This window comes from Dyella sp. KRB-257, assembly GCF_049445995.1.
GTDB lineage: Bacteria > Pseudomonadota > Gammaproteobacteria > Xanthomonadales > Rhodanobacteraceae > Dyella_A.
Genome location: NZ_JBMSDZ010000020.1, coordinates 15,653 through 40,128 on the forward strand (window position 1 = coordinate 15,653; position 24,476 = coordinate 40,128).

Below are 24,476 nucleotides of genomic sequence, written 5' to 3' on the forward strand. Positions count from 1 at the left end.
CTCTCCCCCGCGGGGAGAGGGCTGGGGTGAGGGGCCAACCTGGCCTCGGCCCAACATCAATGCGCGCTTCGATCCACATCAGCGCAAACCCCAGCCCCTTACCTCCATCCTCTCCCCGGCGGGGAGAGGAAGCGAACGCAAGCAGCTTGCTCACGGCGAGCACCCGCCCCTCATCCGCCCCTTCGGGGCACCTTCACTTGGGCCATCCATGGCCCTCGCCCTTCAGGCGGCTGACGCCGCGCAAATCGGCCGTCCTGCCGATTTGTCTCCCCGGCGGGGAGAAGGGAGCTTGTCCTTCGGAGGTTTTCTGATGCAGCCCGTCACCCGCATCCACTCGCGCACCGCCGTGCTGGCGGACGAGAACATCGACACCGACCGCATCATCCCGGCGCGCTTCCTCACCACCACCACGCGTGAGGGCCTGGGCAAGCTGTGCTTCCACGACTGGCGCTACCAGGCCGACGGCAGCGACAACCCCGCCTTCCCGCTGAACCGGCCGGAAGCGGCCGGCTGCGCGATCCTGGTCGCGGGACGCAACTTCGGCTGCGGTTCCTCGCGCGAGCACGCGCCGTGGGCGCTGCTCGATTACGGCATCCAGGCGGTGCTGTGCAGCGAGATCGCGGACATCTTCCGCAGCAACGCGCTGAAGAACGGCCTGCTGGCGATCATGATCAGCGAGCCCGAGCACCGCTGGCTGCTCGAGCACCCCGGCGTGGAGCTGGGCATCGACGTGCGCGAGCAGTTCATCGCGCTGCCCGATGGCGGGCGCATCGCCTTCCAGCTCGAACCCTTCGCCCGCCACTGCCTGCTCGAAGGCGTCGACCAGCTCGGCTTCCTGCTGCAGCACGACGAGGCGATCGCGGCGTTCGAAGCACACGTGGGAGCGGCGGCATGACATTCGCCGATACCTGCCCGTCTCCTCACCGTCATCCCGGCGAAAGCCGGACCAGCGCTTCGCGCGCAGAACGTCCGCAGGACGGCCCCGCAGGGGCGAGCGCAGCGAGTCATCCAGTGACTTCCGCGCACACCGCAAAGACGCTGGACCCCAGCTTCCGCTGGGGTGACGTGAGAGAGAACCAGACGTCCCCGACGACCCTCCACCGCCAGGAGCCACACGCATGAAGGCCCATATCGTCACCCTGCCCGGCGACGGCGTCGGCCCGGAAGTCACCGCTGCCGCGGTCGCCGTGCTCGAAGCCGTGGCCGAGCACTACGACCACCAGTTCATGTTCGAGGAACACATGATCGGCGGCGGCGCCATCGACGCCACCGGCGAGCCGCTGCCGGTCGTGTCGCTGGCCGCATGCCAGAAAGCGGACGCGGTGCTGCTGGGCGCGGTCGGCGGGCCGAAGTGGTCCGATCCGAACGCGCCGGTGCGTCCGGAGCAGGGGCTGCTGGCGCTGCGTGCGGCGCTGGGGGTGTACGCCAACCTGCGTCCGCTGCAGGTGCATCCGGCGCTGGCCGAGCTGTCGCCGCTGAAGAACGAGAAGCTCGCCGGCGTCGACGTGCTGTTCGTGCGCGAGCTCACCGGCGGCGCCTACTTCGGCGCCAGGACGCGCACGGCCGACACCGCCACCGACGAGTGCAAGTACACCGTGGCCGAGATCGAACGCGTGGTGCGCCGCGCCTTCGCGCTGGCCCGCGAACGCCGTCATCACCTCACCTCGGTGGACAAGGCCAACGTGCTGGAGACCTCGCGCCTGTGGCGCAACGTCGTGCAGCGCCTCGCGCCGGAATACCGCGACGTGACTGTCGAGCATCAGCTGGTCGACTCGATGGCGATGCTGCTGCTGACCCAGCCCTCGCGCTACGACGTGGTGGTCACCGAGAACCTGTTCGGCGACATCCTCACCGACGAGGCCGCCGCGCTGGCCGGCTCGCTCGGCCTGCTGCCCTCGGCCTCGCTGGGCGATGGTAAGCGCGGCCTGTACGAGCCGATCCATGGTTCGGCACCGGATATTGCCGGACAGGGCGTGGCCAACCCCACCGGCGCGATCCTCTCCGCCGCGCTGCTGCTGCGCCATTCCTTGGGCCTGGAGGAAGAGGCGCAGTGCGTGGAGGCCGCCGTCGCCAAGGTGCTGGAGCACGGTCCGCGCACCCGCGACATCGGTGGCCGCGCCGGCACCGCCGCGGTGCGCGATGCGGTGCTGATGGCGGTGGAAGAGCACGCCTCGATCCACCACGCCTTTTTTGCCGGCGGCCGCGCATGCGGTTGAGTCCGGCCCCCGTTTGGCTTCTCCGCGCGCCCGCCGGCCAACTCCCCGTCGCGCTGCGCTGCTCCTCCCCGGTACTCGCAGACAGGCCGGGGCGTGCGGTGAGGTCTTTCTCTTGGTTCCGATGGAGCATGTGATGCGCAGTGATGTGATGAAAACCGGCCCGGACCGCGCGCCCGCCCGGGCGATGATGCGGGCCACCGGCCTGGACGACGCGGCGATCGCCCGGCCGCTGGTCGCGGTGGTGCACACCTGGACCAACGTCAGCCCGTGCAACCTCAACCTGCGCGAGCTGGCCGACGCGGCGATCGAAGGCGTGCGCGCCGCCGGCGGCACGCCGGTGGAGTTCAACACCATCGCGATCACCGACGGCATGGCGATGGGCACGCCCGGCATGCGCGCCTCGCTGGTCAGCCGCGAGGTGATCACCGACTCGATCGAGCTGGCCGTGGACGGCCATTCGCTCGACGCGATGGTGGTGCTGTGCGGCTGCGACAAGACCATCCCCGCCGCCGCGATGGCGCTGGCGCGGCTGAACATCCCCGGCGTGGCGCTGTACGGCGGCACCATCGCGCACGGCAACCACGACAACCACCCGATCACCATCCAGCAGGTGTTCGAGGCGGTCGGCGCGCACGGCGCCGGCAGGATCGACGACGCCGAACTGACCGCGGTGGAGCGCGACGCCTGCCCCGGCGCGGGCGCCTGCGGCGGCCAGTTCACCGCCAACACCATGGCGATGGTGCTGACCACGCTGGGCCTGTCGCCGATGGGCTTCAACGACATCCCCGCCACCCATCCGGCCAAGCGGCAGGCGGCCTACCGCTGCGGCGAGCTAGTGATGGAATGCCTGAAGGCCGAGCGCCGCCCGTCCGACCTGCTCAGCCGCAGCGCGTTCCAGAACGCCGCACGCATGGTCGCCGCCACCGCCGGCTCCACCAACGCGGTGCTGCACCTGCTGGCGATCGCCCGCGAGGCCGGCGTGGAGTGGAGCATCGAGGACTTCGAGCCCGCCTCGGTGCACACGCCGGTGATCGCCGACCTGCTGCCCGGTGGGCGCTACACCGCGGTGGAGATGTTCGGCGCCGGCGGCGCCGCCCGCGTGGCGCAGGAGCTGATCGCCGCCGGCATGCTCGCCGACACGCCCACCGTCACCGGCCGCTCGCTGTTCGCCGAAGCCGCCGCCGCGCCGCGTGCCGAAGCGCAGGACGTGATCCATCCGGTCAGCGCCCCGCTCAAGCCGCGCGGCGGCTACTCGATCCTCTACGGCAACCTCGCGCCCGAGGGCTGCATCCTCAAGCTGGCCGGCAAGACCGGCGCGCAGTTCGAGGGCCCGGCGCGCGTGTTCGAGAGCGAGGAGGCCGCATTCGCCGCCGTGCAGTCCGGCGGCATCGCCAGGGGCGACGTCATCGTGATCCGCAACGAGGGTCCGGCCGGCGGCCCCGGCATGCGCGAGATGCTCGGCGTCACCGCGGCGCTGGTCGGTCGCGGCCTGGGCGACGACGTCGCGCTGATCACCGACGGCCGCTTCTCCGGCGCCACCCACGGCTTCATGGTCGGCCACATCGCGCCCGAAGCCGTGCGCGGCGGCCCGATCGCCCTGCTGCGCGAGGGCGACCGCATCGTCATCGACGGCGAGCGGCGCGAACTGCGCACCAGCGCCGATCTCGACGCTCGTCGCGCCGACTGGAAGGCGCCGCCGCCGAAGGTCACCCAGGGTGCGCTGGCCAAGTACGCCCGCCTGGTCGGCTCCGCCTCCGACGGCGCCACCACGCGCGCCGACACCCCCTCCGTTTCGGCCGTCCAGACGGCCAAATCATCGCAAGCACACACCCAAGGAGTCACCGCATGAGCACGAACAACGACAACATCCCCGATCAGGGCCGCCTCGCCCAAGGCCGCCTCGCCAAGGGCCGCATCGCCGTGCTCGGCTACGGCAGCCAGGGCCGCGCCCATGCGCTGAACCTGCGCGACTCCGGCCTCGACGTGGTCGTGGGCCTGCGCCCGAACGGCCCGACCTGGCACAAGGCCAAGGCCGAGGGCTTCACCGTGGTGGAACCGGCCGAGGCGGTGAAGGGCGCCGACCTGGTCGCCGTGCTCACCCCGGACATGGTGCAGCCCACCCTCTACAAGGAATCGATCGAACCGAACATCAAGCCCGGCGCGGCGCTCTTGTTCGCGCACGGCTTCAACGTGCACTTCGGCCAGATCGTGCCGCGCAAGGACATCGACGTGATCCTGGTCGCGCCGAAGGGCCCGGGCGCGCTGGTGCGCACCGAATACGAGCGCGGCCGCGGCGTGCCTAGCATCTGGGCGGTGTACCAGGACGTCAGCGGCCAGGCCGAGGCCCGGGCGCACGCCTACGCCGACGGCATCGGCGGCGGCCGCGCGCTGCTGATCAAGACCGACTTCAAGGAAGAGACCGAGACCGACCTGTTCGGCGAGCAGGCGGTGCTGTGCGGCGGCGCCAGCGAGCTGGTGAAGGCGGGCTTCGAGACCCTGGTGGAAGCGGGCTACCAGCCGGAGATCGCCTACTACGAGGTGATGCACGAGCTGAAGCTGATCGTCGACCTGTTCTACGAGGGCGGCCTGACCAGGATGCTGCAGTTCGTCTCCGAGACCGCGCAGTACGGCGACTACGTCAGCGGCCCGCGGGTGATCGACGCCGGCGTCAAGGCGCGCATGAAGGAGGTGCTGAAGGACATCCAGGACGGCACCTTCGCGAAGAACTGGACCGAGGAATACAAGGCCGGCCTGCCCAACTACCAGCGCCTGAAGCAGGCCGACCTCGACCACCCGATCGAGAAAGTCGGCGCCGCCCTGCGCGCCCGCATGCCGTGGCTGCAGACCGGCAATGCCGCGGCCACCGCCGCACCGCTCAAGAAAGTGGGGTGACGAAGTGCTCGAAGCCCTCTCCCCTGCGCAGCGGGGGAGAGGGCTGGGTGAGGGGGGGACGCTCTTGCTTCGGCCGCCATCCACGGCAAGAGCCAGAGCCCCCCCTCACCCCGACCCTCTCCCCCGGCGGCTTCGCCTCCAGGGGAGAGGGAGCAAGAAAGCCGGCACCTCGCGAAAAACCGGCCGAAGCTGCTTGAAGCCCTCTCCCCTGCGCAGCGGGGGAGAGGGCTGGGTGAGGGGGGGGGGACGCTCTTGCTTCGGCCGCTACCCACGGCAAGAGCCAGAGCCCCCCTCACCCCGACCCTCTCCCCCCGGCGGCTTCGCCTCCAGGGGAGAGGGAGCCAAAAGCCGGGGTCTCGCGGGATGCCGGCCGCTGTTGCTTCGAACCCTTCCTCGCGCAAGCGGGGAGAGGGAGTGGAAAGGCCCACCACCGTTGAAGGATGTTTGCTGATGAACGCGCCATCGCTGAAAGCTGCACCGGACACCCGACAGGCTCCGCACGCTGCGCCGGCAGGGCTGCCGCCGCCGGGCGTGCATCCGCTCGCCGGCCGCGCCATGAGCGGTGCCGAGATCGCGGTGCAGGTGTTCGCCGACGAAGGGGTGGAGGTGCTGTTCGGCTATTCCGGCGGCGCGATCCTGCCGGTGTACGACGCGGTGTTCCGCTACAACGCCGAGCACCCGCGCGAGGACGGCCGCGAGCCGATGCCGCTGATCGTGCCGGCCAACGAGCAGGGGGCGGGGTTCATGGCGGCAGGCTTCGCGCGTGCCTCGGGCAAGGTCGGCGTGGCGGTGGTCACATCCGGTCCCGGCGCCACCAACACGGTGACGCCGGTGCGCGACTCGATGGCCGATTCGATCCCGATGGTGGTGATCTGCGGCCAGGTGCCCACCGCGGCGATCGGCAGCGATGCGTTCCAGGAGGCGCCGATCACCAGCATCATGAGTGCCTGCGCCAAGCACGTGTTCCTGATCACCGAGCCGGCCAGGCTGGAATCCACCCTGCGCACCGCGTTCGAGCTGGCGCGCAGCGGCCGGCCCGGCCCGGTGGTGGTGGACATCCCCAAGGACGTGCAGAACGCCGCGCTGACCTTCCAGGGCGAGGGGCAGCTGGCGATCCCCGGCTACCGCGCGCGGATGCGGGCGGTGGAGCAATCGCACCTGTCCGACGCGGACTGCGCCGCGTTCTTCGCCGCGCTGGGGCAGGCGAAGCGGCCGCTGATCTACGCCGGCGGCGGCGTGATCGCGGCCGAGGCGGCCGAGGCGCTGCGCGCGTTCGTCGACGCCTTCGGCCTGCCGGTCACCACCACGCTGATGGGGCTGGGCGCGGTCGACACCACCGGACCGCTGGCGCTGCACATGCTGGGCATGCACGGCACCGCGTACGCCAACTACGCGGTGGAGGACTGCGATTTCGTGCTGGCGCTGGGCGCGCGCTTCGACGACCGCGTGGCCGGCGTGCCGGCGAAGTTCGCGCCGCGGGCGCGCTATGTCGCCCAGGTCGACATCGATCCGGCCGAGATCGGCAAGGTGAAGGCGGTCGACTGGCACCACTGCGGGCCGATGGTGCGCACGCTGGACCGGCTGCGCCGCTACGGCAAGGCACAGGGCTTCCGCCCGCAGGCCGATCGCCGCTACGCCGCATGGCACGCGCACGTGGTCGAGCTCAAGCGCGTGCATGCGATGAACTACGACCGCGCCAGCGCGATGATCCAGCCCTACGCGGTGATCGAGGCGATCAACCGCATCACCGACGGCCGCGCGATCATTTCCACCGGCGTCGGCCAGCACCAGATGTGGGCCGCGCAGTATTTCGACTTCCGCGGACCGCGCCAGTGGCTCACCTCCGGCTCGATGGGCACGATGGGCTTCGGCCTGCCGGCGGCGATCGGCGCGCAGTTCGCGCGGCCGGAGGCGCTGGTGATCGACATCGACGGCGACGCCAGCATCCGCATGAACTTCGGCGAGCTGGAGACGGTGACCACCTACGGCCTGCCGCTGAAGGTGGTGGTGTTCAACAACGCCGGCGACGGCATGGTGCGGCAGTGGCAGAAGCTGTTCTTCGAGAGCCGCTTCGCCTCGTCGGACAAGACGTTGCACACCAAGGATTTCGTCAAGGCCGCGCAGGCCGACGGCTTCGCCTGGGCGCAGCGGCTGGACCAGCCGGCCGAGATCGAGCGCGTGATCGCCGACTTCCTCGCCTTCGACGGTCCGGCCTTCCTCGAGGTGATCATCGACCCGGACGCCGGCGTCTACCCGATGGTCGGCCCCGGCATGACCTACGCGCAGATGATCACCGGCGAGCACATCGCCTCGCGCACGCCGCCGGAGGCGGCGGACGGGGCGCCGGCGGACATGTTCTAGGTGGCGTGGCTGGCGCATTCAGAGCAAAGACGCTGGATCCCAGCGTTCGCTGGGATGACGGGAATGAGAGTTCACGATGCGCCTGTGAACGTCTCGCTAGCGCAAGCCCCACGCCCGTCATCCCGGCGAAAGCCGGGATCCAGTGACTCATCCACGCCAGAACTCATCGCCCCGTCACAACTCGGCCGAGCTTTGAACGTCGGTCGGTGACCGGAAAAGGCAAGAAAGCGACTCACGGAATCCCATGAAACATACTCTCTCCATCCTCCTGCAAAACGAAGCCGGCGCGCTGGTGCGCGTGGCCGGGCTGTTCTCCTCGCGCGGCTACAACATCGACTCGCTCAACGTGGCGCCGACCACCGACATCGAGGTGTCGCGGCTGATCGTGGTGACCCACGGCGGTGAGGATTCGATCGAGCAGATCCTCAAGCAGGCGCGCAAGCTGGTGGACGTGATCGAGGCGGTGGAGCTGCCGGCGCCGGTGGCGCTGGCGTCGGACCCGGCCGCCGGCGCGTGAACGCGATGGAAGACGACTCCCACCTCGACCTGCTGCGCCGCGTGCTCACCGCGCGCGTCTACGAGGTGGCGCGGCAGACCGAGCTGGACCCCGCGCCCGCGCTGTCGCGGCGGCTCGGCAACACCGTGCTGCTCAAGCGCGAGGACAACCAGCCGGTGTTCTCGTTCAAGCTGCGCGGTGCCTACAACAAGATGGTGCATCTGGATGCCGCCGCCCGCGCGCGCGGGGTGATCACCGCCTCGGCCGGCAACCACGCGCAGGGCGTGGCGCTGGCCGCGGCGCGGCTGGGCATCCGCGCGGCGATCGTGATGCCGCAGACCGCGCCGCAGGTGAAGGTGGACGCGGTGCGCGCGATCGGCGGCGACGCGGTGGAGGTGGTGCTGGCCGGTGATTCCTACAGCGAGGCCCAGGCCGCGGCCGCCGCACTGCAGATGGAACACGGCTACACCCTGGTGCATCCGTTCGACGATCCGGACGTGATCGCCGGCCAGGGCACGGTGGGCATGGAGATCCTGCGCCAGCACGCCGGGCCGCTGCACGCGATCTTCGTGCCGGTGGGCGGCGGCGGCCTGCTCGCCGGCGTGGCCGCGTTCGTCAAGGCGGTGCGCCCGGAGGTGCGGGTGATCGGCGTGCAGAGCGCCGCCGCCGATGCCATGACCCAGTCGCTGGCGGCCGGTGAGCGCGTGCTGCTGGAGGAGGTCGGCCTGTTCGCCGACGGCACCGCGGTGAAACAGGTGGGCGAACAGACCTTCGCGATCTGCCGGCAGCACGTGGACGGCATGATCCGGGTCGACACCGACGCCATCTGCGCGGCGATCAAGGACGTGTTCGTCGACACCCGCAGCGTGCCCGAGCCGTCCGGCGCGCTCGCCGTGGCCGGGCTCAAGCAGTACACCGCCGCGCACGGCCTGCAGAACGAGACGCTGGTGGCGATCTGCTCCGGCGCCAACATGAATTTCGATCGGCTCAGTTTCGTCGCCGAGCGCGCCGAGGTGGGCGAGCAGCGCGAGGCGCTGTTCGCGGTGACGATTCCGGAGGAGCGCGGCAGCTTCCGCCGCTTCTGCGAGGCGCTGGGCCGGCACAGCCTGACCGAGTTCAACTACCGCATCGGCGACGCGCGGCAGGCGCACCTGTTCGTCGGCATCCGCACCGGCGGGCGCGCCGAGAGCCGCGCGCTGGCCCGTACGTTCGAGGCGCAGGGCTTCGGCGTGCTCGACCTGTGCGACGACGAACTGGCCAAGCTGCACCTGCGCCACATGGTGGGTGGGCGCTCGCCGCTGGCGCACGACGAGCTGCTGTACCGCTTCGACTTCCCCGAGCGTCCTGGCGCGCTGACCCGTTTCCTGGCGCAGCTGCATCCGGACTGGAACGTCAGCCTGTTCCACTACCGCAACCAGGGCGCCGACCACGGCCACATTCTGGTTGGCCTGCAGGTGCCGCCGGCCGAGCGCGTGCTGTTCGCACGCTTCCTCGCCACACTGGGCTATCCGTACCGCGACGAGAGCGCCAACCCGGCGTATCGGCTGCTGCTGTGCGAGCCGCCGCCGGCAACGGTCCACGCGATGAGCGCTGGCACGGCGCTGGCGCGCTGAGCGCGACGGGACAGTGCGCGCAGCGCAGCAGTTGCTCGGCCGGGATCGCCGCGCTCGGCGTCGCGCTTGTACAGGGTCACCACCTCGGCGTCGGCCAGCTCGGCCAGCGACAGGCTGCTAGACTTCCGCGGTGGCTCCGACCTCGCGCAAACGCTCACGCCGCCCCGCTCCGCCGCCGGCCGGCCGGCCGCGCCCGGCCGCCGTCGGCCGCAAGCCGGTGCGTCCGGCCGACGCCTCGCCGCGCGCCACCCGCGCGCTCGACCGCCTGCTCGCGCCGCTGCCGCCGCATCTGCACGGAAAGGCGCGCGACTACCTGGTGCTCACCCGCATGGACCGCCCGGTCGGCGCGCTGCTGCTGCTGTGGCCGACCTGGTGGGCGCTGTGGCTGGCCGCGGGCGACTTTCCGCCGTGGCCCGCGCTGTTCATCTTCACCCTTGGCGTGTTCACCATGCGCGCGGCCGGCTGTGCCATCAACGACTACGCCGACCGCAAGCTCGACCCGCAGGTGGCGCGCACCGCCGGACGGCCGATCGCCAGCGGCCGGGTGACGCCGCGCGAGGCGCTGATGGTGTTCGGCGCGCTGCTGGCATTCGCCTTCGTGCTGGTGCTGTTCACCAACGCGCTGACGATCAAGCTCTCCTTCGCCGGCGCCGCGCTGGCGGCGCTGTATCCGTTCACCAAGCGCTACACCTACCTGCCGCAGGTGGTGCTGGGCGCGGCGTTCGGCTGGGCCATCCCGATGGCGTTCGCGGCGGTGACCGACAGCGTGTCGCCGCTGGGCTGGCTGCTGTTCATCGGCAACATCCTGTGGTCGGTGATCTACGACACCGAGTACGCGATGGTCGACCGCGACGACGACATCAAGGCCGGCGCCAAGTCCACCGCGATCCTGTTCGGCGACGCCGACCTGCCGATCCTGGCGATCCTGATGGCCACGTTCGAGCTGGCGATGGTTTTCGTCGGCCAGCGCGCGCAGCTGGGCTGGCCGTACTGGCTGGCGCTGGTGGCCAGCGTGGCGCTGTTCGGCCACCAGTTGTGGCGCATCCGCGGGCGCGACCGCGACGCCTGCCTGGCCGCGTTCCGCCACAACCACTGGCTCGGCCTCACGCTGTGGGCCGGCATCGTGGTGGCGCTGGCGCTCAAATGATCGCCGCGCTCAGGCGCTGGGCCCGCCGCTTCAAGCGGCAGACGCTGACCGTGTACTTCCTCGCCCGCGATCCACGCCTGCCCATGCCGCTGCGCCTGCTGGCGCTCGCCGTGGCGGCCTGTGCGCTGAGCCCGATCGACCTGATCCCGGACTTCATCCCGGTGCTGGGCTATCTGGACGACCTGCTGATCGTGCCGCTGGGGCTGGCGCTGATCCTGCGCCTGGCGCCGCGGCCGCTGCTGCTCGATGCGCGGCGACGCGCGCGGGTGCTGCAGGGCAGACCCGTGAGCCGCACCGCCGCGGCGGTCATTGTGCTGCTGTGGCTGCTGGCGCTCGGCTGGACGGCGTGGTGGCTGTGGCGACGCACGCATTGAGCGGGTCGGCGTCGCCCGTGCCGACCACGCGTTGCCCTGGAAGCCTCCGGCCGACCGGCGCCGCGACCCAGTCATCGGCGCGCGGACGGTGCCCGCGCCAGCGCCCACACGTCCACCCGCACCACGCCGGCACGCTTGAGCACGCGGGCGCACTCGGCCAGCGTGGCGCCGGTGGTCATCACGTCGTCGAGCACGGCGACATGCGAAGGCAACGGCACGGCGGCGCGCAGCACGAACGCACCGCGCACGTTGCGCCGGCGCGTGGGCGCATCCAGTTCGCTCTGCGCGGCGGTGGAGCGGGTGCGCACCAGCAGGTCGTGGCGCAGCGGCACGCCGAGCGCACGGGCCAGCGGACGGGCCAGCTCCAGCGCCTGGTTATAGCCGCGCTGGCGCAGCCGCGCGCGATGCAGCGGCACCGGCACGACCACCTCGGGCAATGCAAGCGGGCGGGACTGGCCGCGCCACAGTGCCACCAGCGAACGGCCCGCGGCGAGATCGCGGCCGAACTTGAAGCGCGCCTCCAGCCGGTCCAGCGGCCAGCCGTAGCGGAACGGCGCCCACGCCGCCTCCCACGGCGGCGGATCGCGCTGGCAGCGGCCGCACAGCGCGGCCGGCAGCGGCAACGGCAGGGCGCAGCGCGCGCAGCAGCTCGCGTTGCGCGGCAGCTCGGCGGCGCAGTCGCGGCACAGGTCCAGGTCCTCGTGGCCGGGATCGCCGCACAGCAGGCAGCGCGGCGGCAGCAGCCAGCGGCCGACGGCGCCGAGGCGGGAACGGAACGCGTCCATGCGCGGCATCGCGCGGTCAGCTCGCCGGCTTGAACAGCATTGCACTCATCGGCGGTTCTCTCCTGGTAGGTCGCCCGATGGTAGCGAACCCACGCGCCGCGCTCGTCAACCATGCGCCAAAGCATCGGGTTGACACTCCTGGAGTGTGGCTCCCACACTCGCGCCTTGCCAGAAGGAGTCCCCGATCCATGACCGCATCCGCCCTGCGCCACGACTGGACGCGCGAGGAAGTCGCCACGCTGTTCGCGCTGCCGTTCAACGAGCTGCTGCACCGCGCGCACAGCGTGCACCGCGAACATCACGACCCGAACGCGGTGCAGGTGTCGACCCTGCTCTCGATCAAGACCGGCGGCTGCCCCGAGGACTGCGCCTATTGCCCGCAGGCGGCGCGCTACGCCACCGGCGTGCAGGCCGAGAAACTGATGAGCGTGGACGCGGTGGTGGCCCGCGCGCAGGCGGCCAAGGCGGCCGGCGCCAGCCGCTTCTGCATGGGCGCAGCCTGGCGCAGCCCGAAGGACCGCGACGTGGCCAAGGTCGCCGAGATCGTCGCCGCGGTGAAGGGACTGGGCCTGGAGACCTGCGCCACGCTGGGCATGCTCAGCGGCGAACAGGCCGCCACGCTGAAGCAGGCCGGGCTGGACTACTACAACCACAATCTCGACACCGCGCCGGAGTTCTACGGCGAGGTGATCCACACCCGCCAGTACCAGGATCGGCTGGACACGCTCGAACACGTGCGCGAGGTCGGCCTGAAGACCTGCTGCGGCGGCATCGTCGGCATGGGCGAGACGCGCGGCCAGCGCGCCGGCCTGCTGCAGACCCTGGCCAACCTGCCCGAGCACCCGCAGTCGGTGCCGATCAACCAGCTGGTGCAGGTGGAAGGCACGCCGCTGCACGGCACCGAGGCGCTGGACCCGTTCGAGTTCGTGCGCACCATCGCCGTGGCCCGATTGCTGATGCCGGCCTCGATGGTGCGCCTGTCCGCCGGCCGCCAGCAGGTGGACGACGCGGTGCAGGCGCTGTGCTTCTTCGCCGGCGCCAACTCGATCTTCTATGGCGAGAAACTGCTGACCACCGGCAACCCCGACGTGGAACACGACCGCGCCCTGTTCCGCCGGCTCGACCTACACGCGCTGGAAGTGGTGGAGGAATCCGGCACCGTGCACGCCGACATCCTGGAACCCGAGGCAGCCAGCTGCGGCCTGGGCTGCGGCTGCGCCGCCTGATTTCTCCGCGCCGCGGCTCGCAAACTCCCTCTCCCCCGAGCTCCGCTCGGGGGAGAGGGCTGGGGTGAGGGGGCGGCTTTTCGCCTTGATGTGATGAACCATCCAAAGTCAGAAGCCCCCCTCACCCCGACCCTCTCCCCCGGCGATGCCGGGGGAGAGGGAGCAGAGCGGCCAGGCCTGCTCCAACGTTTGGCCATCCGGACGTCCGAACGCGCGCAGGCATCGTTGCTGCGCCGCGCCCGCACCGTGGACCACGCGGAGGGCCCCTGGCTGGAAGTCGACGGCCGTCGTCTGCTCGGCTTCTGCAGCAACGACTATCTCGGTCTCGCCCAGCATCCCCAGCTGATCGCCGCGCTCAAGCGCGTGGCCGACGATGAGGGCGTGGGCAGCACGTCGGCGCATCTGGTATGCGGCCATCGCCGCGAGCACGCGATGCTGGAGGAAGCGCTGGCCGACTGGACCGGGCGCGAACGCGCGCTGCTGTTCTCCACCGGCTACGCGGCCAATCTCGGCGCGTTGCAGGCCCTGCTCGGCGATGTCGGTGGCGCAGTCTGCGTGCAGGACAGGCTCAACCACGCCTGCCTGATCGACGGCGCGCGGCTGGCCGGCGCTGAACTCAAGCGCTATCCGCATGCCGACGTGGACGGCGCCGCGCGCCAGTTGCGCAGCCGTCCGCAGGCGCCTGCCCTGCTCGCCACCGACGGCGTGTTCAGCATGGATGGCGACGTGGCGCCGCTGCGCGAACTGGCCACGCTCGCCAGCGGCGAAGGCGCCACGCTGATGGTCGACGATGCGCACGGCCTGGGCGTGCTGGGCGAGCATGGCGCCGGCAGCGTGTCGGCCGCCGGTCTCTCGACGCACGAGGTGCCGGTGCTGATGGCCACGCTGGGCAAGGCGCTGGGTTGCGCCGGGGCCTTCGTGGCTGGCTCGGCCGCGCTGATCGAGGGGCTGACCCAGTTCGCGCGGCCGTTCGTGTACTCCACCGCGATGCCGCCCGCGCTGGCCGCCGCCGCGCTGGCCGCGGTGCAGATCGCCCGCGAAGACGACGCGCGACGCGCGAAGCTTGCCGCCCTGATCGCCCGCTTCCGCCACAGTGCCAGCGAACTCGGCCTGCCGCTGATGCGTTCGGACACGCCGATCCAGCCGCTGCTGCTGGGCGACGCCGATGCCGCGCTCGCCGCCGCGCTGCGGCTGGAAACCCAGGGCCTGCTGGTGACCGCGATCCGTCCGCCCACCGTGCCGGCCGGGCAGGCGCGGCTGCGCATCACGCTCAGTGCGGCGCACCAGGAAGAACACGTCGATCGCCTGCTCGACGCACTGGCCGCGCTGCGGCTTCCCGCCGCCAGGTGACGCGGACCGGCCCGCTATAATCGGCGGCTCCGCGCCGCGACCTCCCCATGTCGATCGTCAATCTCTCCGCCTACCGTTTCGTCCGCCTGGACGACCTGCCCGCGCTGCGCGAGCGCGTGCTGGCGCGCTGCGAAGCGCTGGCCTTGAAGGGCACGATCCTGCTGGCGACGGAGGGCATCAACCTGTTCCTGGTCGGCGCGCGCGAGGCGGTGGACGCCTGCATGCAGTGGCTGCGCGAGGACCCGCGCTTCGCCGGGCTGGAGGCGAAGGAATCACTGTCAGAGGCCGTGCCGTTCGGCCGCATGCGGGTGCGGCTGAAGAAGGAAATCATCACCATGCGCCAGCCGCTGATCCGCCCCGAGGCCGGCCGCGCGCCCGCGGTGGATGCCACGACGCTGCAGCGCTGGCTCGACCAGGGCCACGACGACTGCTTCGTGTTCGACGAGCGCGGCGCGGTGGATCCGTCGCTGGCGCCGGCACCGATCAGCCTGGTTGCCAGCCCCGCCCCCTCACCTCAGTCCTCTCCCCGCGGGGGAGAGGGGGACAGACCGTGAGCCTGCATATCGAGCAATCCGGCCACGGACCGGTGCCGCTGGTGCTGCTCCACGGCTGGGCGATGCACGGCGGCGTGTTCGCGCCGCTGGTGGAGGCGTTGCGCGAACGCTGCACGTTGTACGTGGCGGACCTGCCCGGCCACGGCCGCTCGCGCGGCTACGGTCTGCCGCTGGAGCCGGGCGCGATCGCCCGCGCCATTGCCGCACAGGTGCCGCCCGCGGTGTGGCTGGGCTGGTCGATGGGCGGGCTGGTCGCACTGGCCGCGGCACGCGAGGTGGCGATCCCCACGCGCGGACTGGCGATGCTGTGCGCCACGCCGAAGTTCGTGCGCGACGCGAGCTGGCCGCACGGCAGCGACGCTGCGCTGGTGCACCAGCTCGCCACCGACCTGGAAACCGACTACCACGCCACGCTGGAACGCTTCCTCGCGCTGGAGGCGATGGGCAGCGCCGATCCGCGCGCCGAGCTGCGCCACCTGCGCGAGCTGGTGTTTGCCCACGGCGAGCCGGACCTGCGCGTGCTGCAGGAAGGCATCGCCCTGCTGGAAGACACCGACTGGCGCGACACGCTGGCCACGCTGTGCCTGCCCAACGCGTGGATCGCCGGCCGCCGCGACCGGCTGGTGCACCCCGAGGCCATGCGCTGGTCCGCCGCGCGCGCGCAGGGCGACTTCCACGAGATCGCGCACGCCGGTCACGCGCCGTTCCTGGGCCACGTCGACGCCGTGGCCGATGCCCTGCGGCCGCTGCTGGAGACGGTTCGATGAGCGAGTTCCACCTGGACCGCGCGCGCGTGCAGCGCAACTTCGCCCGCGCCGCGCAGACCTACGAGCAGCACGACGCGCTGCAGCGCGAGGTACAGCAGTCGCTGCTGGAACGTCTGGACTTCTATCTGGAATCGCCCGCGCGCGTGCTCGACGTGGGTGCCGGCACCGGCCGCGGCACCGCACTGCTGAAGAAGCGCTACCCCAAGGCCGAGGTGATCGCGGTCGACCTCGCGCTGCCGATGCTGCAGATGGCGAAGAAGCACAGCGCGTGGCTCAAGCCGTTCCAGCGCGTGTGCGCCGAGGCCGCGCACCTGCCGTTCCCCGACCATAGCGTGGACGTGCTGCATTCGAGCCTGTGCTTCCAGTGGATCGACGACCTCGCCGCGCTGTTCAACGAGTGCGCGCGCGTGCTCCGGCCCGGCGGACTGCTGGTGTTCTCCACCTTCGGCCCGGACACGCTGAAGGAACTGCGCGCGGCCTGGGCCAGCGCCGACCAGCAGTCGCACGTAAGCCGCTTCCTGGACATGCACGACGTGGGCGACGCGCTGATCGCCGCGGGCCTGCGTGACCCGGTGCTCGACGTGGACCGTTACACGCTCACCTACAGCTCGCCGACGATGTTGCTGAAGGAGCTCAAGGGCCTGGGCGCCACCCACGCCGATCGCGCCCGCGAACGCCACCTCACCGGCAAGGCGCACTACCAGCGCATGCTCGCCGCCTACGAGGGCATGCGCGTGGACGGCCGCATCCCGGCCACCTGGGAAGTGGTCACCGCGCATGCGTGGGGCCCGCCGCCGGGGCAATCGCGCCGCGGCCGCGACGGCGGCGAGATCGCCAGCTTCTCGGTCGACAGCCTGCGCGGTTCGCGTCGGCGCAGCGATCCTTCCCGATAGATAGTGCCGAAGCCGCCGGAAGGCGCCGGAAGGCGCATCCTCAGGCGGATGCGGCTACTGCGCTCCGCCGCGCGGACGCAGCTTGGTTTCGGCCTTGCCGAGCAGGCTTCTCACTCGCGCGATGGAATAGGAGGTCTCTTCCGAGAGATCCCGAATCGAATGCCCCAGTTCATACTTATGCTTGAGTTTCTGGCCGATGCTCTCGGCCTCCTGCTCATCGAGGCGGGCATGCGGAGAAATCAGCGGTAGCTGCATGGACCCACCGGAATATCCCTTGTGCTGGCGGCCGCGCGGCTGAACCTCTGGCGCTGCCTCGGCGCCCCACACCGTCCAGCCGGGATGCGGATGCCTCGCGAACATCTCCAGGTAGGGACCCGGCGAGCAGCTCTCGATCAGGGCGTATTGCTCATCCGGCTTTCGTGAATGCTCGCGTTTGCGAGTTTCGATCATGTTGACCTGGCTTCGTGCTGGTGCAAGCGTGCGCAGGGAACCGCGCACACCGAACAGCAAGAGCTCGGTCACATTCCGGAAGTAGAAGCCGACCCCCCGGCCATCGGGCCCGCCGTCTTTCCGACGCTTCGCCCAGACGATGTTCGAGACATAGCGAAAACCCCATGCCTCCATGACCTTCAGGCCATCCGGCAGCAATGCATTGGGTACCCAGAGGTAGAGGTGACTGTTCTTCGCCACCGCAGACCGGACCGGAAGCGCACAGATTTCGCGCAGGTCCATGGTGGAATAACGATCCAGCCTGCGGTGCTCAGGTGCCACCTTCCCCGTTCGGTTTGTGAACCGCCAAGGGGGATCTGCCAGGACGGCACTCCATCCGCCATCGACGGTGGGCAATGGAACGCCGTGTTCCTGCTCGATCAACGGATTTGCCATCGCGCACCTCTAATAGATCTTCAGAGTGGCAGTCTATTGGATCTTGATGCGCCGAGCTAGTCCTGATCGTGCGTTGCCGAACAGATGAAGACCGCAAGGACGGGGCAGCCGCCAATCAAGTCCGAAGTCTGCAAGCGGAATGCGCGGAGGACTTCGATGATCTGTCCAAATGCCTGCGGATTCGTTGCCCGCAAGATCCTGGCGGCGTTTCGCGTCTCGGCGAATTGATACCGCGCCACAAGATCGTCAGGTACGCACGATGCAAATGATTCCGTCAGGTCCATGATGTTCGAACGGCATGTGGCGACCCTTCCAAGGATAGAGGTGGCGCTCCGTGAGCGCACGCCATGCACTGCCGCGACCTTCACGGGCAACCTGTCATGCTCGTGTGCTTAGCAACGCACGCTATCGACAAGAAGCTGGCGATCACTAGGAGCAACGCATGCGACTGCAAGGCAAGGTGGCGCTGGTCACCGGCAGCGGCCAGGGCATTGGTCGCGCCATCGCGCTGAAGCTGGCCCGCGAGGGCGCCCGCGTGGTGGTGGAAGAACGCGAGGACGGCAACCAGGCCCACGAGACGCTGGCGCTGATTCGCGCCGCCGGCAGTGACGGCGTGGTGGTGGCCGGCGACATCGCCGACGCGGCCGCCGACCGGCAAGTGATCGCCCGGGCGGTCGAGGCGATGGGTCGGGTGGACATCCTGGTCAACAACGCCGGCATCGAGAAGCGCGCGCCGTTCGTCGAGGTCACCGAGGAGGACTACGACGCCGTGATGGGCGTGAACCTGCGCGGCGCGTTCTTCGCCACCCAGGCGTTTGCACTGCACGTGCGCGAACGCAACGAGGGCGGCGTGGTGGTGAACGTCAGCTCGGTGCACGAGGAGTTGCCGTTTCCGCACTTCGCCAGCTACGCGGCGAGCAAGGGCGGGCTGAAGATGCTGATGCGCAACCTGGCGATCGAGCTGGCACCGCTGGGCATCCGCGTCAACAACATCGCGCCGGGCGCGGTGCAGACGCCGATCAACGCCGCGCTGATGGCGCAGCCGGAGAAGCTGAAGGCGCTGCTGGCGAACATCCCGCTCAAGCGGCTGGGCACGCCCGAGGACGTGGCCAATGCCGCCGCGTTCCTGGCCAGCGACGAGGCGGCCTACGTCACCGGCACCACGCTGTTCGTCGACGGCGGCCTGCTGTGGAACTACGCCGAACAATGACGATGGCGGACGCGACTTCGCATGATACCGCCGGGCGCGTGGCCGCGATGCCGGCCGCCGATCCGCTGACGCCGGCCGACCGTTATCAGGAACTATTTCGGGCCGTGCAGCGCGCGCGGGTGTTCGACGACGGCAAGACCTTCGTCGACTGCATCCCGCGACAGGATCCGCAGCGCATCCTGGAGCGCTACCGCGCGCAGCGGCATCGCGACGACTTCGACCTGGCGCAGTTCGTGCACGCGCACTTCGACGAGGAGAAGGCTGCCGCCAGCCACTACACCTCCGACCCCGACCAATCCCTCAAAGCGCACATCGACGGCCTGTGGCGCGTGCTCACGCGTCGCCCGCACGAGCACCCGGCCGACAGCTCGATCCTGCCGCTGCCGAACGACTACGTGGTGCCCGGCGGACGCTTCCGCGAGATCTACTACTGGGATTCGTACTTCACCATGCTCGGCCTGGTCGAAAGCGGCCGGCGCGACCTGCTCGCCGCGATGGCCGACAACTTCGCCTGGCTGATTGACCACTACGGCCACGTACCCAACGGCAACCGCAGCTACTACCTCAGCCGCTCGCAGCCGCCGGTGTTCGCGCTGATGGTGGCGCTGTTCGAGCAGCACGGCCTGTGCCAGGCGCTCGGCTACCTTCCGCAGCTGCGCCGCGAGTACGCGTGGTGGATGGATGGCACCGACGACCTGCGCCGCGGCGACGCGCACCGCCACGGCGTACGGCTGGACGACGGCAGCGTGCTCAATCGCTACTGGGACGATCGCGACACGCCACGCGAGGAGTCGTTCCTGGAAGACGAGACCACCGCGTCGCGCAGTGCGCGGCCCACGCATGAGGTATACCGCGACCTGCGCGCCGCGGCAGCCTCCGGCTGGGACTTCAGCGCACGCTGGTGCGACCGCGCGGACGATCTCTCTACCACGCGCACCACGGCGATCCTGCCGGTGGATCTCAACAGCCTGCTGTACATCGCCGAGCGCCAGCTCGCCCGATTCAGTGGAGCGGCCGGACAGCGCGAGGACGCGGCCGGTTTCGCTTCGCGCGCGCGGGCGCGCCGCGAGGCGATGCTGCGCTGGATGTGGGACGACGCGCAGGGCGCCTTCGTCGACTTCGACTGGCAGCACGGCAGGCGGCGCGAACTGGTCACCGCGGCCACCGCCGCGCCGCTGTTCGCCGGACTGGTGGACGACGACGCGCGCGCCGGGCGCGTGGCCGCCGCAGTGCGCCAGCGTCTGCTGGCGCAGGGCGGCATCGCCACCAGCGAGGTGGGCAGCGGCCAGCAGTGGGACCGACCCAACGGCTGGGCACCGCTGCAGTGGCTGGCGATCAAGGGCTTCGCCCGCTGCGGTCAGCAACCGCTGGCGCGCGACATCGCGCAGCGCTGGCTGCACACCGTGGGCAGCCTGTACCAGCGCGAGGGCAAGCTGGTGGAGAAATACGTGCTCAACCACGAGGACGACGGCGCGCACGGCGGCGATGGCGGTGAGTATCCGCTGCAGGACGGCTTCGGCTGGACCAACGGCGTCACCCGTCGCCTGCTGCACGAGGATCCCGGGCACCCCGCACACCGCGCGTGTGCGCTATCGCGGCGCGGCGCCTGAGGCGTCGCGGCGGACACAGGAAGAAGCTCCGCCGCGACGTGCGCGGCGGGGCCGAAAATCGCGCGGGGAACGCGTGCGTCGTCCGCGCCGGATTCAGAACAGGAACTTCATCGAGGCACCGGCGCCCCAATCCGGACTGCCGTTGCTGAAACCGGTCAGCGCATACGCCTGCACGCGCCAATGGTTGCCGATCTTGTGGTTCCAGTAACCGGCGAGCTCGCTCTGCGAGGCGCTGCCCTCGGCGATGCGTTCGCGGTAGTAGTAGTACGTACCGACGTTGTTGGTACTGTCGAGCTTGTAGTCGACGCCGAGGTTGGCGTTGAGCGCGTTCTTCAGCTTGATGTACTGCGAGCTGCCGTATTTGGTCCAGCCCACGCCGCCGAACGGGGTCCAGTTGCCGGCCACCTTGTAGGTGTCCAGCGAGACGCCGTAGTCGTTCTTGCCGGTGCCCAGGCCCTTGTTCTCGTCGGCGGTGCCGAACTTGACCTTGCCGGTGAGATCCAGACCGAAGGTGCCGTCCTGGCTGGTGTAGACCTGATAACCGGCCGAGGCCACCACGTCACCCAGGCCCGAGGCGGAGCCGGAGGTGGTGGTGGTCGGGGTACCGCTGCCCCCGCCGCCGCCGAGCAGGCGACCCAGGCCGCGGCCGATCGGGTTGCCGTTGTTGACTGGACCGGTGCCAGGAATCACGTTGCCGGCGCCGCTGATGCTGACGTACGGCACCACCAGCTTGAAGGTCCAGCGATCCGTCTGGTAGGCCGCGGTGACCGGCACCGACCAGATGTCGGTGGTGATGCTGGTGCCGTACTTGCCGCTGCTGTAGTCGGCACCGCCGCTGAGGCTGAACTGGCCGCCACCATCGGCCGCATGGGCCACCGGGGCGGCGATCAGTGCGAGCGAGCCAAGGGCGATCCAATACGCTGTGTTGCGCATGACGTGGGGTTCCTGATGACTGAGAAGGGAGCGGACCCGGCACCGGGCCGGGCCCGCGGGGAAGAACGGCGATCAGCCGCCCGGACGACCGACATGGGTCGGATGATCCGGCAGCTGCGGGCGCTCCGGCAGGGCCGGGCGCTCGGGGCGGACCGGACGCTGGGGGCGATCCATCCTCGCCATGGCGCCGGCGTGGTCGGGCATCGAGGCGTGCGCGGAAGCCTGGCCGTGGGCCGACAGGTCGACCTTGGCCACCCTTACGTCGGCGTGGCCGTGCGCCGTGGCGGCGGCGTGGGCGGTGGCGTTCGGCGAACGCATCAGCTCACCGAGCTGGAAGCCCATCGCCTTGGCGATCTGGCCCCAGCCCTGGCCGGCGGCGCGATCGGCGAGCACGCCGTTGAGATCGACCGCGGTGCCATCGGCCAGGGTCAGCGTGCCGCCGTTGAGGGCGGCCGCGATTTCCTCGGCGGTGGGATCGGCGATGCCCTGCCGGGCCAGGCTGGCCTCGGCCAGCGCCAGCGCGATGCGCACGTTGCCGTAGCCGAGCGGGCCGGTGGCCGGCTGGATGGTGGTCTGCGTGGTGCTGGTGGTGCCGTCGGCATGGGTCACCGTCTGGTCCAGCGTGATGGCGGTGCCGTCACGCAGGCCGGACACCAGCGCCTGTGCGTTGGTGTCCGAACCGGCGAAGGTCGAGAACTCGGTGCTCAGGCGGGAGGCTTCCGGGCCGCTGGTGGTGCTGGTCTGCGTGTCCGTGGTGTCGCCGGCCGAGGTCTGCGCGAAAGCGGGAGCCGCGATGGGCGCGGAGAGTGCGATGGCGCAGGCAAGCGCAAGCTGCTTGGTTTTCATGCGGGTTCTCCGTGGATGGATGATGGGAGGTCATGCAAGCTGCCGTCCCTGCCACGCCCCTGTATCCCGTCGCGCATCGTGTGACGATGGCGACCGCGTGCAGCAAAACCCGTGGCATGGTTCCGCAGTACCGACGCAACCACAAGGCTTGCGAGGCGCTTTGTTTAGATGGCGTTGGGGTTGCGCTCAGTTCCCGTGCGGGAATCGAGGCGATTCGTGCGAACTGCGTCACACGACGTGCACACGACGGCTCGATGCGCAAAAACTTACGCCATTGCCTGTCGTGAGCCCCTGCCTGTCGTGCCGTGACCCCGGCACGCACCGCTATCCATCCACCGGCTGAGCGGCACGTGCGATGCTGCGGTGCAAACACCGTCGCTTCAGCGCATGCCGTGGCGGAAGCAGTCGAGCGTGTGGTCGTCGACCATGCCGGTGGCCTGCATGAAGGCGTAGCAGATGGTGCTGCCGACGAAGCGGAAGCCGCGCTTCTTCAGCGCCTTGCTCAGGCGGTCGGAGTGCGCGGTGGTGGCCGGTACCTGCGCCGCACTGCGCCAGGCGTTGCGGATCGGGACGCCGTCGACGAACGACCACAGCCAGCCATCGAGGCTGCCGTGTTCGGCGATCACCGCCTGCGCGGCGCGTGCGTTGTCGCGCACGGACGAGATCTTGAGACGGTTGCGGATGATGCCCGGATCGAGCATCAGCGCGTCGAGCTCGGCATCGCTCATCGCCGCCACGCGATCGATCGCGAAGCCGTGGAACACCTCGCGATAGCGTTCGCGCTTGGCCAGCACGGTGCACCACGACAGGCCGGCCTGCGCGCCTTCCAGGCAGAGGAACTCGAACAGCGCACGGTCGTCGTGCAGCGGCGTGCCCCACTCGCGATCGTGGTAGGCGCACATCAGCGGATCGTCCCCGGCCCAGCGACAGCGTTGCATCGATCTCTCTCTCTCTCTCGTGACGGCGGATCCGCAATGTATCGGAGCGCTGCGCCTGCGGCGACGCTGACGGGGCTCACGCGCGGCGACGGGGCTGTCGGTCGATTTCCACGCCCGATGATTCCACACCGCGGGAAGCGGCAAGCCAGCCCACGCGTCGCGCCGGGTCAGGCATGCCGGAGCGACCCCGGTGAAACCCGCCGGAAAGGCGGGGCGACGAGGCTACGCGGTGCACTCCCGCCGATGCCGTTTCCGATGCCTTCCCTCGCGCACGCCTGGACCGCCCTGGTCGATGCCTTCTCCCGGCACGGCGTGCTGCCGCTGCTGCAATGGCTGCACCTGGACGGGCTGGCCGGCGATCCGCGCGAGATCGCCGAGTCGCTGCTGATTGCGGTGGCGCAGGTGGCGATCATCGCGGGCCTGTTCCGTCCGCTGGAAAGCTTCTGGCCGGCCGAGCGCTGGATCGACCGCAGGCTGACCCGGGTCGATCGCCAGTACACGCTGTGGATGCTGCTGGGGATCTTCCCGCTGTTTTCCTATCTGGTGCTGACGCCGTTCGCCAACTACTTCGGCGGCGTGTCCAACGGGCCGGACACCTCCAGCCGCGACTCGATCCTCGGCATCACGCATTGGTTTCCCGTGCTGGGGCAGCACCCGCTGGCGCTGTTCCTCGTCTACTACGTGATCTACGACCTGGTGTACTACACCATGCACCGCGTGCAGCACGCGCTGCCGTGGTGGTGGGCATTGCACTCGATGCACCACAGCACGCGCCAGATGAGCTGCTGGACCAACGATCGCGGCAGCCTGGTGGACGGCTTCATCCAGTCGATGATCCTCGCCGTGGTGGGCCTGGCGATCGGCGTGGCGCCGACCGACTTCGCCTGGCTGATGCTGCTGGGCGAGCTGGTGCAGAACTTCTCGCACACCAACACGCGGCTGAACTTCGGGCCGCTGTTCGGACGGCTGTTCGTCGACCCCACTTTCCATCGCCTGCATCACATGCGGGTCGATCCGGAGCGTCCGGGCCTGCACAACTGCAACTACGGCCAGGTGTTCTCGATCTGGGACGTGCTGTTCGGCACCGCGCTGTACGGCGAGCCGATCCGCCCCACCGGCGTGGGCGATCCGGTGGTGGATGCGGACAACGAGCATGGCCTGGTCGGCCTGCACTGGGCGGCGTTCAGGCGCTTCTGGGGTGCAGTGCGCACGCTCGATGGCTGGAAGCCGGGCGAAGTGTCGTTCGGACCGGGCTACCGGCCGGTGCCGGTGGATCACGCCGCGCCGCCGGGGCGGCACGCGACGTCCCTGCAAGGCGAGACGATCGGCGACTGAGCCGACTGGCGAAAACCGTCCCGTGATGCGGCCGGCGGCCGCCGG

The 24,476-nt window shown here is 70.2% G+C and carries 21 protein-coding genes and 1 pseudogene; 17 read left to right on the forward strand and 5 right to left on the reverse strand.

Features of this window, described 5'->3' with window-relative positions; genetic code table 11:
- Positions 1-310 precede the first annotated feature (310 nt).
- The 9 genes from leuD (at position 311) to ACO2Q2_RS14050 (ending at position 11,099) form a co-directional block, all read left to right on the forward strand.
- Positions 311-895, forward strand: coding sequence for a 3-isopropylmalate dehydratase small subunit (leuD, locus tag ACO2Q2_RS14010; RefSeq protein WP_423256424.1), 585 nt, complete (start codon positions 311-313; stop codon positions 893-895).
- A gap of 223 nt (positions 896-1,118) precedes the next feature.
- Positions 1,119-2,216: a 3-isopropylmalate dehydrogenase gene (gene leuB, locus ACO2Q2_RS14015; RefSeq protein WP_423256425.1), complete on the forward strand. Its 1,098-nt coding sequence runs from the start codon at positions 1,119-1,121 to the stop codon at positions 2,214-2,216.
- Positions 2,217-2,349: 133 nt separating this feature from the next.
- Complete coding sequence (locus ACO2Q2_RS14020; RefSeq protein ID WP_423256427.1) at positions 2,350-4,065, forward strand: dihydroxy-acid dehydratase; 1,716 nt, start codon at positions 2,350-2,352, stop codon at positions 4,063-4,065.
- Positions 4,062-5,108 (forward strand): ketol-acid reductoisomerase, encoded by a 1,047-nt coding sequence (gene ilvC / locus ACO2Q2_RS14025; protein WP_423256429.1) that lies wholly within the window; start codon positions 4,062-4,064, stop codon positions 5,106-5,108. Before ACO2Q2_RS14020 ends, ilvC begins: the two co-directional genes overlap by 4 nt.
- Positions 5,109-5,558: 450 nt before the next feature.
- A complete protein-coding gene (gene ilvB, locus ACO2Q2_RS14030; RefSeq protein WP_423256430.1) occupies positions 5,559-7,469 on the forward strand; it encodes a biosynthetic-type acetolactate synthase large subunit in 1,911 nt (636 codons plus the stop codon).
- 244 nt (positions 7,470-7,713) lie between these two features.
- Positions 7,714-7,986: an acetolactate synthase small subunit gene (ilvN, locus tag ACO2Q2_RS14035; RefSeq protein ID WP_423256432.1), complete on the forward strand. Its 273-nt coding sequence runs from the start codon at positions 7,714-7,716 to the stop codon at positions 7,984-7,986.
- A gap of 5 nt (positions 7,987-7,991) precedes the next feature.
- The gene (ilvA, locus tag ACO2Q2_RS14040; protein ID WP_423256434.1) at positions 7,992-9,578 is read left to right on the forward strand and encodes a threonine ammonia-lyase, biosynthetic; all 1,587 of its coding nucleotides are present in this window, start codon (positions 7,992-7,994) and stop codon (positions 9,576-9,578) included.
- Positions 9,579-9,795: 217 nt separating this feature from the next.
- Complete coding sequence (ubiA, locus tag ACO2Q2_RS14045) at positions 9,796-10,725, forward strand: 4-hydroxybenzoate octaprenyltransferase (RefSeq protein WP_423256436.1); 930 nt, start codon at positions 9,796-9,798, stop codon at positions 10,723-10,725.
- Complete coding sequence (locus tag ACO2Q2_RS14050; RefSeq protein ID WP_423256438.1) at positions 10,722-11,099, forward strand: YkvA family protein; 378 nt, start codon at positions 10,722-10,724, stop codon at positions 11,097-11,099. Before ubiA ends, ACO2Q2_RS14050 begins: the two co-directional genes overlap by 4 nt.
- A 71-nt stretch (positions 11,100-11,170) precedes the next feature.
- On the opposite strand, the gene ACO2Q2_RS14055 is transcribed toward ACO2Q2_RS14050, so the two are convergent.
- Entirely contained in the window at positions 11,171-11,884 is a 714-nt protein-coding gene (locus ACO2Q2_RS14055; protein WP_423256440.1) for a ComF family protein, read from the reverse strand.
- A 188-nt stretch (positions 11,885-12,072) separates the two neighbouring features.
- Here ACO2Q2_RS14055 and bioB point away from each other — a divergent pair, with 188 nt between their 5' ends.
- The 5 genes and pseudogenes from bioB (at position 12,073) to bioC (ending at position 16,674) form a co-directional block, all read left to right on the forward strand.
- Positions 12,073-13,110 carry a biotin synthase BioB gene (bioB, locus tag ACO2Q2_RS14060; RefSeq protein WP_423256442.1) on the forward strand — a complete coding sequence of 346 codons (1,038 nt, stop codon included), beginning with the start codon at positions 12,073-12,075 and terminating at the stop codon, positions 13,108-13,110.
- A 225-nt stretch (positions 13,111-13,335) separates the two neighbouring features.
- Positions 13,336-14,460, forward strand: a complete 1,125-nt coding sequence (gene bioF / locus ACO2Q2_RS14065) for an 8-amino-7-oxononanoate synthase (protein ID WP_423256444.1) — start codon at positions 13,336-13,338, stop codon at positions 14,458-14,460.
- A 47-nt stretch (positions 14,461-14,507) separates the two neighbouring features.
- Positions 14,508-14,888 (forward strand): annotated as a pseudogene (locus ACO2Q2_RS14070) (sulfurtransferase); the annotation flags it as partial.
- Positions 14,889-15,010: 122 nt separating this feature from the next.
- Positions 15,011-15,781 carry a pimeloyl-ACP methyl ester esterase BioH gene (bioH, locus tag ACO2Q2_RS14075; protein WP_423256445.1) on the forward strand — a complete coding sequence of 257 codons (771 nt, stop codon included), beginning with the start codon at positions 15,011-15,013 and terminating at the stop codon, positions 15,779-15,781.
- Positions 15,778-16,674 carry a malonyl-ACP O-methyltransferase BioC gene (gene bioC / locus ACO2Q2_RS14080; RefSeq protein WP_423256447.1) on the forward strand — a complete coding sequence of 299 codons (897 nt, stop codon included), beginning with the start codon at positions 15,778-15,780 and terminating at the stop codon, positions 16,672-16,674. The genes bioH and bioC overlap by 4 nt, the downstream gene beginning before the upstream one ends.
- Before the next feature lie 54 nt (positions 16,675-16,728).
- Here bioC and ACO2Q2_RS14085 read toward each other — a convergent pair whose 3' ends face one another.
- Complete coding sequence (locus ACO2Q2_RS14085) at positions 16,729-17,559, reverse strand: MT-A70 family methyltransferase (RefSeq protein ID WP_423256449.1); 831 nt, start codon at positions 17,557-17,559, stop codon at positions 16,729-16,731.
- 442 nt (positions 17,560-18,001) lie between these two features.
- Here ACO2Q2_RS14085 and ACO2Q2_RS14090 point away from each other — a divergent pair, with 442 nt between their 5' ends.
- Positions 18,002-18,769, forward strand: a complete 768-nt coding sequence (locus tag ACO2Q2_RS14090) for a glucose 1-dehydrogenase (RefSeq protein ID WP_423256451.1) — start codon at positions 18,002-18,004, stop codon at positions 18,767-18,769.
- 2 nt (positions 18,770-18,771) lie between these two features.
- The gene (gene treF / locus ACO2Q2_RS14095) at positions 18,772-20,379 is read left to right on the forward strand and encodes an alpha,alpha-trehalase TreF (RefSeq protein WP_423256452.1); all 1,608 of its coding nucleotides are present in this window, start codon (positions 18,772-18,774) and stop codon (positions 20,377-20,379) included.
- Between the two features lie 93 nt (positions 20,380-20,472).
- On the opposite strand, the gene ACO2Q2_RS14100 is transcribed toward treF, so the two are convergent.
- The 3 genes from ACO2Q2_RS14100 to ACO2Q2_RS14110 all read right to left on the reverse strand — a co-directional run bounded on the left by ACO2Q2_RS14100 (position 20,473) and on the right by ACO2Q2_RS14110 (position 23,096).
- Complete coding sequence (locus tag ACO2Q2_RS14100; RefSeq protein WP_423256454.1) at positions 20,473-21,312, reverse strand: transporter; 840 nt, start codon at positions 21,310-21,312, stop codon at positions 20,473-20,475.
- Between the two features lie 72 nt (positions 21,313-21,384).
- Entirely contained in the window at positions 21,385-22,158 is a 774-nt protein-coding gene (locus ACO2Q2_RS14105; protein ID WP_423256456.1) for a hypothetical protein, read from the reverse strand.
- Positions 22,159-22,538: 380 nt separating this feature from the next.
- Positions 22,539-23,096, reverse strand: a complete 558-nt coding sequence (locus ACO2Q2_RS14110) for a DNA-3-methyladenine glycosylase I (RefSeq protein ID WP_423256458.1) — start codon at positions 23,094-23,096, stop codon at positions 22,539-22,541.
- A gap of 255 nt (positions 23,097-23,351) precedes the next feature.
- Between ACO2Q2_RS14110 and ACO2Q2_RS14115 the strand changes: the two genes are divergently transcribed.
- Entirely contained in the window at positions 23,352-24,431 is a 1,080-nt protein-coding gene (locus ACO2Q2_RS14115) for a sterol desaturase family protein (protein ID WP_423256460.1), read from the forward strand.
- The last annotated feature ends 45 nt before the right edge of the window (positions 24,432-24,476 follow it).

Coding starts and splice junctions, on each gene's coding strand:
- leuD (WP_423256424.1), top strand. CDS start 311: ATGCAGCCCGTCACCCGCATCCACTCGCGCACCGCCGTGCTGGCGGAC.
- leuB (WP_423256425.1), top strand. CDS start 1,119: ATGAAGGCCCATATCGTCACCCTGCCCGGCGACGGCGTCGGCCCGGAA.
- ACO2Q2_RS14020 (WP_423256427.1), top strand. CDS start 2,350: ATGCGCAGTGATGTGATGAAAACCGGCCCGGACCGCGCGCCCGCCCGG.
- ilvC (WP_423256429.1), top strand. CDS start 4,062: ATGAGCACGAACAACGACAACATCCCCGATCAGGGCCGCCTCGCCCAA.
- ilvB (WP_423256430.1), top strand. CDS start 5,559: ATGAACGCGCCATCGCTGAAAGCTGCACCGGACACCCGACAGGCTCCG.
- ilvN (WP_423256432.1), top strand. CDS start 7,714: ATGAAACATACTCTCTCCATCCTCCTGCAAAACGAAGCCGGCGCGCTG.
- ilvA (WP_423256434.1), top strand. CDS start 7,992: ATGGAAGACGACTCCCACCTCGACCTGCTGCGCCGCGTGCTCACCGCG.
- ACO2Q2_RS14050 (WP_423256438.1), top strand. CDS start 10,722: ATGATCGCCGCGCTCAGGCGCTGGGCCCGCCGCTTCAAGCGGCAGACG.
- ACO2Q2_RS14055 (WP_423256440.1), bottom strand. CDS start 11,884: ATGGACGCGTTCCGTTCCCGCCTCGGCGCCGTCGGCCGCTGGCTGCTG.
- bioB (WP_423256442.1), top strand. CDS start 12,073: ATGACCGCATCCGCCCTGCGCCACGACTGGACGCGCGAGGAAGTCGCC.
- bioC (WP_423256447.1), top strand. CDS start 15,778: ATGAGCGAGTTCCACCTGGACCGCGCGCGCGTGCAGCGCAACTTCGCC.
- ACO2Q2_RS14085 (WP_423256449.1), bottom strand. CDS start 17,559: ATGGCAAATCCGTTGATCGAGCAGGAACACGGCGTTCCATTGCCCACC.
- ACO2Q2_RS14090 (WP_423256451.1), top strand. CDS start 18,002: ATGCGACTGCAAGGCAAGGTGGCGCTGGTCACCGGCAGCGGCCAGGGC.
- treF (WP_423256452.1), top strand. CDS start 18,772: ATGGCGGACGCGACTTCGCATGATACCGCCGGGCGCGTGGCCGCGATG.
- ACO2Q2_RS14100 (WP_423256454.1), bottom strand. CDS start 21,312: ATGCGCAACACAGCGTATTGGATCGCCCTTGGCTCGCTCGCACTGATC.
- ACO2Q2_RS14105 (WP_423256456.1), bottom strand. CDS start 22,158: ATGAAAACCAAGCAGCTTGCGCTTGCCTGCGCCATCGCACTCTCCGCG.
- ACO2Q2_RS14110 (WP_423256458.1), bottom strand. CDS start 23,096: ATGCAACGCTGTCGCTGGGCCGGGGACGATCCGCTGATGTGCGCCTAC.
- ACO2Q2_RS14115 (WP_423256460.1), top strand. CDS start 23,352: ATGCCTTCCCTCGCGCACGCCTGGACCGCCCTGGTCGATGCCTTCTCC.